Raw genomic sequence first — 12,783 nt, 5'->3', positions numbered from 1 at the left:
ATCCCGGCCGGTCTTTGCGCGGATCGTTATCCCTTCAGGCAGGCCTGAGGGGACCGGTCCAGACAATAACTCTTACCGGCGCAAGTTAATCCTAACGCCCTACCATGAAACCTTGACATTAAATTCCGGTTAATTGTCCGGCGATACGCTTTAATTAACTTGCCGGACCGCCAGATTACTGCCGCGAAATTACGCGCTTTACTCTGCAGTTGTTAAAATAACGCCGCATTTTACTAGGATAAGACTGAGATGAAAGCCGTAAAATCGGGCTTTATCGAAAAAAGCAGACAGTTTTCAGAGGATTTAAGACGATATCGCATTATCTTCGTGAAGAATTTTCAACATTTTACAATTCGTTAATACTGTCCGGTCAAAATGGACCGAATTGCCATGGATATTATTTTTTCAAGTAGCGTGGGTAACCGGTAACGTTGGGGAATAGCTGTGACTGAAGATTATCATGAACTGACCAGACTGATCGAGCGACTTCACCGTCGCTTTCTGGATGTTTTGAGAACAGAACTTACGCTGATGGAGATCACGGATATCAACGCTGTGCAGGCTTTGCTGCTTGCGAATATCGGCGAGGAAGAGATCAATGTCCGCGAATTGATGTCCCGGGGATATTACCAGGGGTCCAATGCGTCCTATAACCTCAAGAAACTTGTCGAGATGGGATATCTGTTGCAGGAAAAATCCGAACGGGATCGCCGCGCAACCATGATTCGTCTTTCCGAGAAGGGGCTGGATATGGTTGAAAAGCTGACGGCATTGGAGGAAAAGCAGGCAGACCTGCTGGCCCGCTCAAACCCGGCGCCGGACGTTGCGGAAACCCGCAAGCATCTCCGTCAGATCGAGCGAATCTGGACGGATTATATCCAGTACGGAACACAGTAAGACCCGGCTTTCTCACCTTAAAACCCCTCTTAGTCATCACTTGAACGGGCCGGTGATGTTCCCTGCCGCGCGCGTTAACGCTTTGTTAATGATTTTTTTATAACCTTTTCAATCGCGGAATTCCGCACGTTGTTTTTGGTTCGATCTTTGTGACGAAGGAGAGGAGTTGCGTTATGAACGTGACCCCGTTTTCAAAATTTAACCCCATGATGTCCACGCCGAAATCCGGCGCGCGTGAGGAGCGTGATGATATGGACAAGGTTGCGAATGATACTGCTGCCGATGCAGGTCCCGTCGCTGGAGATCCAATCAAGCGGGCAGAGGCGGCCATCGGTGCCTTTTTCGAAGATGAGCGTTTTCCTTCTGGGCGATTTTCCATCGATCAGGATGAGGACAGCGGCCGCTATGTCTATCGGCTGGTCGATCGGGAAACCGACGAGGTGTTGAAGCAGTTTCCCGGTGACTATGTTCTGCGCCGTGTCGCTTTTTACCGCGAATTGCAGGGCCTGGCTGTCAACAACGAAGTCTGACATCACATTTCAAACTAGATAACCTGGTTGATCGCAATCGCGCCATTGACGGCGCGGGTGTTCCGGTTGGACAGGGGATCTGCAACCGATGCCCGCGAGGTGTAGGCGCTGGGCGGTGCTTTCTTTTTCGCAATTTCATCCGCCACTGACTTGACCAGCCCTTCCGTCACGGTGCGGGCGGTTGACAGTTTCCTGAAATGCTTGTCCAAAACCGTGTAGAACGCCTCGCTGGTCTGCTTCAGACGGTCGATATCCGCTTTGGGGAATGCCTTATAGACCTTCGGGTCGGCTTTAATCAGTGACATCTGCTGGTTATAGGTGGCAACCAAACGCGTCTTTTCATCCAGTGTTGCCTTGAACCCGTCGGGTTTATGGCTTTCCAGCAACCGGTTTTCTTCTTCCAGTATGTCGCCGAGACGCGCGATCATTTTTGTCAGGGTGTCCGGGCTCATCAGCTTCGGACCGTTACTCTGAGTTTGCGCGTTCATCTACTTCACCTCCTGCAGTGCCAGCATTTCGCGGTACACGGCGTCGGCGATCCCGACGCTGTTATTCCGGCTCATGGCTTTGGAATATTCGTCGTTGAGCATGCCGCGGAACATCTTCTCGGACTCACCGCCGCCGAACATGCTGTCGGTTTCCAGTCCGGATGACATGGAATTCAGCACCTGGCTCAGGAAGAAGGCTTCGAACTCCCGGGCAGTCTGCCGGATCTGCTCATCGTCGCGGATCGCATCTTTTTTGTTGGTCGCGCCCTGTTCGACCAGGAATTTGGGGGCAGCTGTTTGAATATCAGTCATTACATTAACTCTATGTCTGCCTGCAGTGCGCCTGCGGCCTTGATTGCCTGAAGGATGGAAATCATGTCCCGTGGCCCGATACCAAGGGCGTTGAGCCCGTCTACCAGGTCCTGGAGTCGAACCCCTTCTTTCAGGATGGTCAGCTTCTTGTCGCTGTCATCATCGACCTGAACGTCGGTGCGCGGGACAACAACGGTTTCGCCGTTTTCCGAGAAGGGGGCGGGCTGGGAAACCTGGGGTGTCTCGGTAATCCGGACGGTCAGATTTCCCTGGGCAATGGCTACCGTGTCCACCTTGACCTCGCTCCCGATCACGATAATGCCGGATTGTTCGTCGATGACGACGCGGGCCGTCTGATCGGGATTGACCTGAAGCTGTTCGATATCTGCGAGCAGATCGACCATGTTCGCCCGGTCGCTGCCTTCAAGATTAAGGACAACGGTTGACGGGTCGGTCGGTTCGGCAACGCCTTTGCCGATATAGTCATTGATCGCCGCGGCGATGCGGCGGGATGTCGTCAGGTCTGGATTGCGCAGGGAAATACGGAGGCTGGTCAGGGTGGCGAGGTCGAAGCCCAGTTCGCGCTCGACAATTGCACCGTTGACGATCCGGGCGGTTGTCGGCACACCGCGCGTAATGGATTCGGCCGCGCCGCCGACGGCAAAGCCAGCAACGGTCAGCGTTCCTTGCGCGACAGCATAGACCTCACCGTCTGCCGCCATCAGAGGGGTGACAACAAGAGTACCGCCCATCAGGTTGGTGGCGTCCCCGAGGGAACTGACAACGATGTCAATCTTGGTGCCCTGGCGTTGAAACGGGGGCAGGGTGGCGGTGACGACGACAGCGGCGACATTCTTTGTCTTCAGCGTTTCCCCGCTGGTGTTCACGCCGAGGCGTTCCAGCATCGAGGTGAGGCTCTGCTCGGTAAAGGGGGAGTTCGCCAGCGAGTCGCCCGTGCCGTTCAGCCCGACAACCAGGCCATAGCCGACGAGAATGTTGTCGCGAATACCTTCAAACTCCGCAATATCCTTGACGCGCGAGGCGGCATTTGCCGCATCGAACGACCAGAAAAAGCAGCTGAGCGCAACGAACAACGCCATCAACGGGCGGGATTTCGCCTGCATGAAGGTTGCGATTTGCTGGACTAACTTAAAAGCCATCTGTCAATTCCGTTCCTAGAATCCAAAATTTTCTAATTTCGATATTAGATAAGCGAAAAGCGTGCCAAGTTCGGGGTAGTGTAAGGTATTGTTTTGTAATGAAAATACTGATTTTCGCCTGATTCTCTTTGAAAAAGCGGCAATATCTTCCCCCTTGACCGGGAAAGAATGTCCCTTGAGAATGGGGAGTGGCAAAAAATGCCAACGAAAATTTGAAACGGGGTAACTGTTATCAACATGAAAGTAGGCGGACCAGGTCGGGCAAGTTCGACAGCGAGCAGCAAGGGTGGCAAGGCTGCGCAGAAGTCCGGCGCAAAATTTTCAGTCGAGAGCGAACCGGTAGAAACGGCATCTGCGGGTGGTGTCGCGTCCTCTTCTCCCATCAGCTCGATCGAGGCTCTGGTCGCGTTGCAGGGGATTGACGGGGACGAACCCCGGAGCAACAAACGTGCGATTGCGAAGGGAGAGGACCTCCTCACCAAGCTCGAAACGCTGCGTGACGGAATGCTCAGCGGAAACCTGACGGCGGACAAGCTCAAGCAGCTTCAGGAGACGCTGTCCAGCTATAAGACGGACGGGGCGGACCCGGAACTCAAGCAGATTATCGACGAAATTGAAGTCCGCGCGGCTGTCGAGCTGGCGAAATTCGGTTACTGATCGGATAAAGCTGTTTTTCCGGTTTGTTTTTTTAGCGTAAGCCGTTGAATTTCATTCAGCCTTCATAAATATCACGTCATCATCGAATAGATTGTTGCTAAACACCGCACGATCTTATAATTATGGCCGTTAATTTTTTGAGTGCCATTACCGGTGTACTTGAGATGTGGGAACTGGAGTTGCTTAAATGAACGTTCAAATTCCTGAAGATTATGTGCCGTCCGAAGACGAGCCATTTATGAATTCGCGGCAGCAGGAATATTTCCGGGCCAAATTGAAAAAATGGCGGAATGAAATCCTGGCGGATGCCAGTCAGACAATTTTGAGCCTGCAGGAAGAAACGGTGAAAGAGCCGGATATTGCTGATCGGGCGTCAACGGAGTCAGAGCGGACATTGGAGCTGCGGACCCGCGACCGTCAGCGCAAGCTTATCGGCAAGATTGATGCGGCGCTTCGCCGGATTGATGAAGGTCAGTATGGCTATTGCGTCGAGACCGGAGAGCCGATTTCACTCAAACGGCTTGAAGCGCGTCCGGTGGCCACCCTCAGCCTGGAAGCTCAGGAACGCCACGAACGGCGCGAACGCAGCTATCGCGACGACTGAGCGTGAAAGACAGCGATTGAGATCATAAAAAAGCCGGCCCAGAGGGACCGGCTTTTTCTTTGGTTGTTGCTTGCCCTTAGAAGGGGAAGATGATGTCGAAGAGCTGCTGACCATAGCGTCCCTGCTGGACATCGGTCAGGTGACCCCGGCCGCCATAGGCGATGCGGGCTTCGGCGATCTTCGAGGATTCAATGGTGTTGGCGGAGGTAATATCCTCGGGCCGGACGACACCGGTGACCGACAGGTCCCGGCTTTCGAAATTGACCCGGACTTCCTGACGTCCGACAATCACCATATTCCCGTTCGGCAGAATCTGGGTGACGATGGCCGCAATTTCCATATTAATGGTTTCGTTGCGGTTGACGGCGCCGGACCCGCTAACGCTATGGTCACTGCCAAGATCGATAAGATCCGCGGAGGAAGTGCCTTCCGGCAGCACTTTTGTGACCTGCGTTTCAAGACCGAACAGTCCGGCAAATCCGGCAGATTCCGAGCTTGCCCGCGTCGTATCGGTCGAATTGTTGAGGGTCGCCTTGTCCTCGATCTCCACCATGACCGTCACGATATCGCCAACCTGGTTGGCGCGCTGATCCTTGAAGAAGGCCTTCGAGCCGGGCCGCCAGAGGGAATTGGCCTGCTGCAGCACGGGTTCCGGGCGCGGCATCGGCATGGAGACGGGCTGGTACCCTTGCTGGGCGACCGGATTCTCGATTTTCGAGAGCGGTGGTTCCGATCCGATATTGGCAAGACGGGTAAAGAAGTTACAGCCCGACAGGCCAACGGCAAGACCGACAATCAGAAGCAGCCGATACATGGATTTAAACTGGGTCATCTTTCGCTGCTCCTTTAGTTTGCAGTGACGCTGGCGGAGGCCAGCTGGGGCTGACGGGTGATGATGCGGACTTCCTGTTCGCTGATCACCTGAGCCTGGATAACCTTGCGGCTGTTGACGTTCTCAACGCGGATTATATCATCCTCTCCGCCAGGTTCCAACGTACGTCCGGTAATCGACAGATACATGCCACCCTGCTCCAGAATAACAGCGACCAGCTTGCCTTTTTCGATCATCACCGGATCGCCGAGATTGCTCATATTGATCGGAACGCCTGAACGAACACCCCGGCGCGGGCTTTTGCCGATCAACATGGAAGCATCGGTGATAACCCGGTGGCTGACCTTGCTGGCCCGTTCCGGCTTGTAATCGATATCGCTCTCACGGATTTCCTGCCCGGCGGATTTGAACTGACGCAGAACAGGGACCAGAACCTGTTCATGAATCTGGCCGGAAAGCCGGATCCGCTGTCCATTCTCTGCATTCGCCGGGGCGAGAATTTCCGCGAAGAACTGGCCGTTGTTCTCGTTGTAATAGAGGTTTTCGACGGAAACCGTCTGTGGCTCGTCGGCGGCAACCTTGATATTCAGGTTCTGCGTCGACAGGCTCATTTCAAACAGGTCTAGGTCCGTCTCATATTCCAGCGCGGCGCGAAGCTGGTCAACGACAACCTGCTGCGAGATATTCGCGCCCAGACGGCGCACGGTAATGCGCCGAACCGGTGTAGCCGGACGCCAATCCAGCCCTTGGGACTGCACATAGCGGGCAACGGAAATCGCCTTGAAGACAGTCGATTTGCCGGGAGCAGGTGATGGCGCGATTACATTGCCTGCCTTGTCACCGGCGCCGGAGAAGATATCCCCGAGGGTGATCTGCTCGCCTTCGACGGTAATGTCGCGGCGCAGGGTGATGCTGTCGTTGGCAAAGGCGATGGTAGGCGCGCTAACGGCGACCATCAGGGTTATAACGAGTGCAATATATTTCATAGCAATCTCTTTCTTTCTAGAAAGGTTTTATCGTCCGAGCTGGTTGGTGACGGACATCATTTCATCTGCGGCCGTGATGGTTTTGGAGTTCATCTCATAAGCCCGCTGGGCGCTGATCAACTGGGTGATTTCCTGCACCGCGTTCACGTTGGACATTTCAAGATAGCCTTGACGCAGGGTGCCGAAGCCCGTGGATCCGGGAACCCCGATTGTCGGTGCGCCGGAGGCGGTACTCTCCTTGTAAAGACTTTCACCGAGAGGCTGCAATCCGCCTTCGTTGAAGAAGATAGCGAGATCAAGCTGGCCCACCGTCTGAAGGCTGACCTGACCGTCGATCTGAACTTCGACTTCCCCGCTCGGGTTGATCGTCACACTGGTGGCGTCCTGCGGGATGGTGATGCTCGGAATGACCGTAAAGCCGTCCTGTGTCACGATTTCCCCGGTCGGGCTGAGCTGCATGGAGCCCGCGCGGGTATAGGCTTCTTCCCCGCTTGGCAGAAGGACCCGGAAGTAGCCATCGCCCTGAATGGCCATGTCATATGTGTTGCCTGTGGATTCCAGGCCACCCTGTTCCGTGATCCGGTAGACGGAGGCGGTCTTCACACCGACACCGATCTGGATACCGGCCGGAACGATTGTTCCCGCATCGGATGAGGCCGCACCGGCGCGTTCCATATCCTGATAGAGCAGGTCCTGAAATTCCGCACGCTGGCGCTTGAAGCCGGTGGTCGTCATATTTGCGATGTTGTTGGAGATAACATCAACGTTAAGCTGCTGGGCCAACATACCTGTGGCGGCAATACCGAGTGCTCGCATAGTCTAATTCCTTCTCTACTGTACCGTTGGCATTTCTTCGATGGCTTTCATCTGCATGTCATGTTCTGAATCCAGCAGTTTCTGAGCCGAGTGATAAGCGCGCATGATGTCGATCATCGCCGTCATCTCGAGGATGGGCTGGACGTTCGACTTTTCCAGAGTGCGCTGCATGATCTGGACGTTGCTGACCGGGATGGGCGCATACTCTTCCGCGTCATAAAGGCCGTTGCCGACCTGTTTCAGGATCTGCGGGTTGGCAAAATTGACGATATCAATTTTCTGTGTCTGGCCGGGGCCTGTCGTTATCGTGCCGTCCGGGGCAATGGTAACGTCCTGAAACTGCATGTCGATCACGATGGTCCGGCCGTTCTCATCGAGCAACGGCTGATTGTTGATGGTCACGATGGTTCCGTCTGTGTCAAGACGGAAGCTGCCGTTCCGCGTGTAGCGAACGCCTTCCGCTGCTTCTATCGAGAAATAGCCGTCGCCACTGATCGCAATGTCAAGTGGCCGACCGGTATGGGTGAACTCGCCCTCGCGCAAATCGCGATAGCTGCCGTAATCCTGCACGAATGAGACATCGTCCTCATTCAGGCGTTTCACCAGAAACTCCTCAAATAGCGGGTGCTCGGCCTTGAAGGCGGTTGTATTGACGTTTGCAAGGTTGTTCGCGGTAATATCCATGCGCCGTTTCAGCGCCATCTGTTGCGATAAACCAATAAATACTGCGTTTTCCATTTTTCTGCCTTTCTGGCACAAAGTAACCTGCCCTTTTATATGCAGGCCCCATGCCAGAAAAAAATATCAATAAAAACAATATCTTATAAATATCTGAGGGATGAACACGGAAGATAACGGGGCGAAAATATCGCCGCGTCCGGCAATTTTTTCCCATCAATCCACCGCGATTTGTCGGCCCGGAAAGGATGGTCGGAAAAAAACGCTCATTTATGCCAAAGTTCTTAACAATCTCAACCTCTTGTTAACCAAAGCCGCCTACTCTGTAAGGCATTATCCAGATCGAGATCGTCGAAGGTACGAAAGAAACAATGGTTGACGAGACAGATGAAGAGGCGCTGGACGCCGACGAAGGTGAAGACGGCGGACCGAAGAAAAAGAAGAAGCTGAGCGGTAAGGTTCTGGTTCTTTTTATCCTGCTGCCGATGCTCATAATAGGGGGTGGCGCTGGCGGTGCTTATTTCGCCGGGGTGTTTGACGCGCCGGAGCCTACGGAAGAGGAAATCGCGGCAGAGGCGGCGGAGATGAACAAGAAGGTCGTGTTTTATGACCTGCCTGAAATGCTGGTCAATCTCAACTCGACAACTTCGTCGAGCAGCTTCCTGAAGCTTGGCGTTTCGCTGGAACTGGAAGATGAATCCGTTGTTGCGGACCTGGAACTGCTGATCCCCCGGATCATGGACAACTTCCAAGTATATTTACGTGAACTCCGTAAAGAAGATTTGAACGGCTCGCAAGGGGTTTACCGGCTCAAGGAAGAGTTGCTGATGCGGATCAATAACTCCGCAAGCCCGGTGAAGGTGAGCGACGTTTTGTTTAAAGAATTGCTGGTACAGTAGGAAATTTGATGTCTGATCAGGACGATGAAATGGACATGGCCGCTGCGATGGCGGCCGAAGGCGACGACGAGATGGACATGGCCGCCGCCATGGCTGCCGAGGATGGCGGTGATGACGATATGGCTGCGGCAATGGCGGGCGATGGCGATGAGGAAGGCGCCTCCGCGGCCTCGATGAGCGGCCATAGCACCCGGGTCCTGAACCAGGATGAAATCGACAGCCTTCTCGGTTTCGACATGGACGGAAACGGGGACAGCGAAAATTCCGGCATCAAGGCGATTATCAATTCCGCGCTGGTCAATTATGAGCGGCTTCCCATGCTGGAAGTTGTCTTTGACCGGCTGGTCCGGATGATGACGACATCGCTGCGTAATTTCACATCGGACAATGTGGAAGTCAGTCTCGATAATATCACCTCGATCCGCTTCGGCGATTATCTGAATTCAATTCCGCTACCGGCGATCCTCAGCGTGTTCCGGGCGGAGGAATGGGACAACTATGGCCTGATCATGGTCGAAAGCTCCCTGATTTATTCCATCGTCGATGTCCTGCTCGGCGGACGCCGGGGAACGGCTGCGATGCGCATTGAGGGGCGTCCTTACACGACGATCGAGCGCAATCTGGTGGAACGCATGGTGTCCGTTATCCTAAACGACATGACCGGCGCCTTCGAACCGTTGAGCCCGGTCAACTTCCGCCATGAGCGTATCGAGACAAATCCGCGGTTCGCGACGATTGCCCGTCCGGCGAACGCGGCGATCCTGATCAAGCTGCGGATCGATATGGAAGACCGGGGCGGTCGCATTGAAATGCTGCTGCCCTATGCGACACTGGAACCTGTCCGGGAACTGCTCCTGCAGATGTTCATGGGTGAGAAATTCGGCCGTGACAGCATCTGGGAAAACCATCTGGCGACCGAACTGTGGTCGACGGAAGTTGATATTCAGGCGGTTCTGGATGAAAAGCAGATGTCCCTGAATGACGTTCTGAAGCTTGGAATAGGGGATACCGTGATGTTTAACGCCTCCCCGCAGAGCCCGACGACACTACGCTGTGGAGGGATTTCCATGGTGTCAGGCAAAATGGGCCGATCGGGCCAGAATATCGCCGTGAAGGTCGATAAATTACTACGAACATTGGGTTAGAATGATGCTGGATGCTTTACCGCTCGATTTCTTACTGAATCTGTTTCTCATTGCCCTGCTGCTGGCAACCATCGGCTATTGCGCAATGCTGAACAAGCGCCTTACGAACATGCGCGACGCCCATGCGGAATTGCGCCGCCTGACGGAAGAATTCGACAAGGCGCTCGTTCGATCGAAAGTCGGGGTGGATGAACTCAAAACACTGGCCCAGACAACCGGCAAGCAGTTTCGTGAGGAGATCAACCAGGCAAAGGAACTGATTGAGGAGCTGCAACTGATCAACGCCTCCAGCACCCGTATTGCGGACCGGCTGCAGGTGAATGTCGCGGCAACGTCAAAGCGCGAGAATACAGGGGCCTATGTTGATGATCCCGCCGGCCTGTTCGATGATGAAGAGGAGGAAGTCGTCCTCGGCGCCGCGCAGGAAGAACCGAGAAAATTCCGCACGGATGCGGAAAAAGAACTTTTAGACATGTTGACCAAGTCGACGTGAGGCAGAGCAGTCCATGATGAAACATATTCGTATTTTACCCGTAACTGTTGTTGCGCTCATCCTGATCTTTGGTCTTAAGCTGAGCGCCGTCTGGACGGATGCCCAAGGCGTTTTCTTCGATGTGAAGGTCGCCGAAGTGCAGGCGAGCGAGCCATCGGAAGAAGCCGAACCGGAAAGCGCGGAGCAAGCCAAGGTCACAGAAACCAAGGATGGCGCCGTCTCCGACGTAAAGGAAGCGTCTGAAACCACCATTGCCGCCGTTGATGCGACGGGAACGCGGCAGTTCTCTCAGGCCGAGGTTGCGGTTCTTGAACGTCTGGTTGATCGCCGCGCGGAACTTGACCGCCAGCAGGAAGAGCTGGAAATGCGGGATAACCTGCTCAAGGCTACGGAAACACGTATTGACGAAAAGATCGCGAAACTGAAGGAAATGGAAGGCACTCTCAAAGACCTTCTGAAACTGCATGACGATCAGGAAAAGGCGCAGATGGAAAGTCTCGTCAAGATATACGAGAAGATGAAACCCAAGGACGCCGCGCGGATTTTCAATAATCTTGAAATGGATATCCTGATCGATGTGGCAAGTAACATCAAGGAATCCAAGATGGCTCCGATCCTTGCTTCAATGAGCAGCGACCGCGCCAATAAACTGACTGTTGAACTGGCCACACGGCGGCAGCTTCCGGGGACGGAAGACGAGAAGGGATAAGGCCGCCCGCAAGCGTTAAATCTTTTGCCGATATTGTGTTTTTAACAAGCTCCTTTTACGGCTGATTAACCATTGGCAGGTAAAATTTGCCTATCTCGAAGCGCCGACATATGGCGCGGATGAAAAGATGGGCGAAGAGCTTGAATACTGAGGCGAGCAATAAAGAATCGGCAGTGATCGACATGATCGAGCCAATGACGGATCCGGCGGCGGTGAAACCCGCCAATTCCGTCATTTTCGTCTCGCTTTACCTTTTGCTGCTGGCGTTCTTCATTTTCCTGCATTCCATATCCGTTATCCAGGAAGACCGCATGCGGACAGTTCTCGGCAGTGTGCAGGTCGCCTTTAACGGACTGTCCCGGGACACGCCTGCCGACCGGCAGAGAAAACTCTCCGGTGAAGAACAGGGGACCCAGGAATTTTATGCCAAACTCAAGAATGTTTTCGAGACGGCTGTGCCGCTTGTCGAGGCGCATACGAGCCGGGATGGCACGCGGCTTCAGTTCTCCGTGCCCTTGCGGCAGCTATTTGCCTATCGCAGCCTGGAGCTTCGCGAGACCCTTGACAGTTTTATGAATGAAGTCGCCGCCACTCTCATTTCCCGCAACGGCAACGCGGCAACGGACCTCGAAATCCTGATCGGTACCGGAATGGCCTTGCCGTCGGTTGAGGATGTGGCCGACGATATTGCGGCACTCCGCGCAAGCTATCTTGCGGCAACCCTGATGGAGAGGGGCGTACCGTCGCGAAATCTGTCAATCGGTATGGCAGCGGGTGATGCCGGTCTAGTGCATTTCAGTTTCTTCCTGCGGCCGTCGCTTGAATATCAGTTCCGTCCGGAGGTATCGAAGAAATGAATTTTCTTTTTCCGGGGAATAACAAGGATCGTGACTACAGCAACGCCTGGATGACCTCGCTTGCCGATCTGCTGGCATTATTGCTCGCGTTTTTCGTGCTGTTGTTCTCCATGAGCGAGATCAAGGTCGACAGATGGCAGACCCTGACGGAGACCTTCGGCAACAAGATGAGCGATATCACCGACCTTGTCACCAAGACGGGGGAAGCAGAAAAGAATATGGCGATGATCAATGAGCCAAAAGCCATCGATCTTTCCTATCTGGAACATATTCTTAACGGCAAGATGCAGCAAAACACGCTGCTCGCCAATGTCGAGATATTCCGGGCCAGTGAACGGCTGGTGATCTCGCTGGCCGGTCAGGATTTCTTCCAGCCGGGGACCGAGAAGGAAAGCAACAGCGTCGCCGAGGTCATTGACATGATCGGGGGCACGCTTCGTCACATCAACAACCGGATTGAGGTTTACGGACATACGGACCCGGATCCCATCACTTCGCCAACAGCAAAATATCCGAATAACTGGGCGCTTTCCCTGGCCCGGGCTCTCTCCGTCGCGAAGGAGCTTGAGTATGCCGGATACAGCTATCCGATCCGGGTTTATGGAATGGCGGATTCCCGTTTCAGCGAACTGGCGCTGGTGGACGATAAGGACAGAAAATATGTGCTGGCACGGCGCGTGGACATCGTCGTGCAGGAAGCAGAGGGTCGAGGACAGTAAG

At 54.2% G+C, this 12,783-nt stretch carries 17 protein-coding genes; 10 read left to right on the top strand and 7 right to left on the bottom strand.

Annotation, left to right across the window (positions count from 1 at the left end):
* Window positions 1–444: 444 nt before the first annotated feature.
* Complete coding sequence (locus AAC599_RS08005; RefSeq protein ID WP_340149880.1) at window positions 445–897, top strand: winged helix DNA-binding protein; 453 nt, start codon at window positions 445–447, stop codon at window positions 895–897.
* Between the two features lie 173 nt (window positions 898–1,070).
* Window positions 1,071–1,427, top strand: a complete 357-nt coding sequence (locus AAC599_RS08000) for a flagellar protein FlaG (RefSeq protein ID WP_340149879.1) — start codon at window positions 1,071–1,073, stop codon at window positions 1,425–1,427.
* Window positions 1,428–1,441: 14 nt separating this feature from the next.
* On the opposite strand, the gene AAC599_RS07995 is transcribed toward AAC599_RS08000, so the two are convergent.
* From AAC599_RS07995 to AAC599_RS07985, 3 genes are read right to left on the bottom strand one after another with little or no spacing between them, the layout of a single operon-like run.
* Window positions 1,442–1,915 (bottom strand): hypothetical protein, encoded by a 474-nt coding sequence (locus AAC599_RS07995; RefSeq protein ID WP_340149878.1) that lies wholly within the window; start codon window positions 1,913–1,915, stop codon window positions 1,442–1,444.
* Window positions 1,916–2,227: a rod-binding protein gene (locus AAC599_RS07990; protein ID WP_340149877.1), complete on the bottom strand. Its 312-nt coding sequence runs from the start codon at window positions 2,225–2,227 to the stop codon at window positions 1,916–1,918.
* A complete protein-coding gene (locus AAC599_RS07985; protein ID WP_340149876.1) occupies window positions 2,227–3,387 on the bottom strand; it encodes a flagellar basal body P-ring protein FlgI in 1,161 nt (386 codons plus the stop codon). Before AAC599_RS07985 ends, AAC599_RS07990 begins: the two co-directional genes overlap by 1 nt.
* A gap of 237 nt (window positions 3,388–3,624) precedes the next feature.
* Between AAC599_RS07985 and AAC599_RS07980 the strand changes: the two genes are divergently transcribed.
* A complete protein-coding gene (locus AAC599_RS07980) occupies window positions 3,625–4,044 on the top strand; it encodes a flagellar assembly protein FliX (RefSeq protein ID WP_340149875.1) in 420 nt (139 codons plus the stop codon).
* Between the two features lie 187 nt (window positions 4,045–4,231).
* A complete protein-coding gene (dksA, locus tag AAC599_RS07975) occupies window positions 4,232–4,648 on the top strand; it encodes an RNA polymerase-binding protein DksA (protein WP_293961937.1) in 417 nt (138 codons plus the stop codon).
* A gap of 76 nt (window positions 4,649–4,724) precedes the next feature.
* Here the strand turns inward: dksA and flgH are convergent, their stop codons facing one another.
* Genes flgH through flgF form a run of 4 tightly spaced genes read right to left on the bottom strand, consistent with a single transcriptional unit; the run spans window position 4,725 to window position 8,020 of the window.
* A complete protein-coding gene (gene flgH / locus AAC599_RS07970; protein WP_340149874.1) occupies window positions 4,725–5,480 on the bottom strand; it encodes a flagellar basal body L-ring protein FlgH in 756 nt (251 codons plus the stop codon).
* A 14-nt stretch (window positions 5,481–5,494) separates the two neighbouring features.
* Window positions 5,495–6,466 (bottom strand): flagellar basal body P-ring formation chaperone FlgA, encoded by a 972-nt coding sequence (flgA, locus tag AAC599_RS07965; protein ID WP_340149873.1) that lies wholly within the window; start codon window positions 6,464–6,466, stop codon window positions 5,495–5,497.
* Window positions 6,467–6,493: 27 nt separating this feature from the next.
* Window positions 6,494–7,282 carry a flagellar basal-body rod protein FlgG gene (gene flgG / locus AAC599_RS07960; protein WP_340149872.1) on the bottom strand — a complete coding sequence of 263 codons (789 nt, stop codon included), beginning with the start codon at window positions 7,280–7,282 and terminating at the stop codon, window positions 6,494–6,496.
* A 15-nt stretch (window positions 7,283–7,297) separates the two neighbouring features.
* Complete coding sequence (gene flgF / locus AAC599_RS07955; protein ID WP_340149871.1) at window positions 7,298–8,020, bottom strand: flagellar basal-body rod protein FlgF; 723 nt, start codon at window positions 8,018–8,020, stop codon at window positions 7,298–7,300.
* Window positions 8,021–8,331: 311 nt separating this feature from the next.
* Between flgF and AAC599_RS07950 the strand changes: the two genes are divergently transcribed.
* The 6 genes from AAC599_RS07950 (at window position 8,332) to AAC599_RS07925 (ending at window position 12,782) form a co-directional block, all read left to right on the top strand.
* Window positions 8,332–8,859: a flagellar basal body-associated FliL family protein gene (locus AAC599_RS07950; protein ID WP_293959907.1), complete on the top strand. Its 528-nt coding sequence runs from the start codon at window positions 8,332–8,334 to the stop codon at window positions 8,857–8,859.
* An 8-nt stretch (window positions 8,860–8,867) separates the two neighbouring features.
* Window positions 8,868–10,004: a flagellar motor switch protein FliM gene (fliM, locus tag AAC599_RS07945; RefSeq protein WP_340149870.1), complete on the top strand. Its 1,137-nt coding sequence runs from the start codon at window positions 8,868–8,870 to the stop codon at window positions 10,002–10,004.
* 4 nt (window positions 10,005–10,008) lie between these two features.
* Window positions 10,009–10,497 (top strand): DUF6468 domain-containing protein, encoded by a 489-nt coding sequence (locus AAC599_RS07940; protein WP_340149869.1) that lies wholly within the window; start codon window positions 10,009–10,011, stop codon window positions 10,495–10,497.
* 13 nt (window positions 10,498–10,510) lie between these two features.
* Window positions 10,511–11,206 (top strand): hypothetical protein, encoded by a 696-nt coding sequence (locus AAC599_RS07935; RefSeq protein WP_340149868.1) that lies wholly within the window; start codon window positions 10,511–10,513, stop codon window positions 11,204–11,206.
* A gap of 140 nt (window positions 11,207–11,346) precedes the next feature.
* On the top strand, window positions 11,347–12,063 hold the full coding sequence (locus tag AAC599_RS07930) for a hypothetical protein (protein WP_340149867.1): 717 nt from the start codon (window positions 11,347–11,349) through the stop codon (window positions 12,061–12,063).
* Window positions 12,060–12,782, top strand: coding sequence for a flagellar motor protein MotB (locus tag AAC599_RS07925; protein ID WP_340149866.1), 723 nt, complete (start codon window positions 12,060–12,062; stop codon window positions 12,780–12,782). Before AAC599_RS07930 ends, AAC599_RS07925 begins: the two co-directional genes overlap by 4 nt.
* Window position 12,783: the final 1 nt, after the last annotated feature.

This window comes from uncultured Sneathiella sp. (assembly GCF_963976355.1).
Taxonomy (GTDB): Bacteria; Pseudomonadota; Alphaproteobacteria; order Sneathiellales; family Sneathiellaceae; genus Sneathiella.
Note: the sequence above shows the minus strand (reverse complement) of the source record. Positions and strands in the feature narration are given on the sequence as shown.

Bases quoted from the DNA above. Each gene is read 5' to 3' on its own strand.
- AAC599_RS08000 (WP_340149879.1), top strand. From the start codon at position 1,071: ATGAACGTGACCCCGTTTTCAAAATTTAACCCCATGATGTCCACGCCG.
- AAC599_RS07995 (WP_340149878.1), bottom strand. From the start codon at position 1,915: ATGAACGCGCAAACTCAGAGTAACGGTCCGAAGCTGATGAGCCCGGAC.
- AAC599_RS07990 (WP_340149877.1), bottom strand. From the start codon at position 2,227: ATGACTGATATTCAAACAGCTGCCCCCAAATTCCTGGTCGAACAGGGC.
- AAC599_RS07985 (WP_340149876.1), bottom strand. From the start codon at position 3,387: ATGGCTTTTAAGTTAGTCCAGCAAATCGCAACCTTCATGCAGGCGAAA.
- AAC599_RS07980 (WP_340149875.1), top strand. From the start codon at position 3,625: ATGAAAGTAGGCGGACCAGGTCGGGCAAGTTCGACAGCGAGCAGCAAG.
- dksA (WP_293961937.1), top strand. From the start codon at position 4,232: ATGAACGTTCAAATTCCTGAAGATTATGTGCCGTCCGAAGACGAGCCA.
- flgH (WP_340149874.1), bottom strand. From the start codon at position 5,480: ATGACCCAGTTTAAATCCATGTATCGGCTGCTTCTGATTGTCGGTCTT.
- flgA (WP_340149873.1), bottom strand. From the start codon at position 6,466: ATGAAATATATTGCACTCGTTATAACCCTGATGGTCGCCGTTAGCGCG.
- flgG (WP_340149872.1), bottom strand. From the start codon at position 7,282: ATGCGAGCACTCGGTATTGCCGCCACAGGTATGTTGGCCCAGCAGCTT.
- flgF (WP_340149871.1), bottom strand. From the start codon at position 8,020: ATGGAAAACGCAGTATTTATTGGTTTATCGCAACAGATGGCGCTGAAA.
- AAC599_RS07950 (WP_293959907.1), top strand. From the start codon at position 8,332: ATGGTTGACGAGACAGATGAAGAGGCGCTGGACGCCGACGAAGGTGAA.
- fliM (WP_340149870.1), top strand. From the start codon at position 8,868: ATGTCTGATCAGGACGATGAAATGGACATGGCCGCTGCGATGGCGGCC.
- AAC599_RS07940 (WP_340149869.1), top strand. From the start codon at position 10,009: ATGCTGGATGCTTTACCGCTCGATTTCTTACTGAATCTGTTTCTCATT.
- AAC599_RS07935 (WP_340149868.1), top strand. From the start codon at position 10,511: ATGATGAAACATATTCGTATTTTACCCGTAACTGTTGTTGCGCTCATC.
- AAC599_RS07925 (WP_340149866.1), top strand. From the start codon at position 12,060: ATGAATTTTCTTTTTCCGGGGAATAACAAGGATCGTGACTACAGCAAC.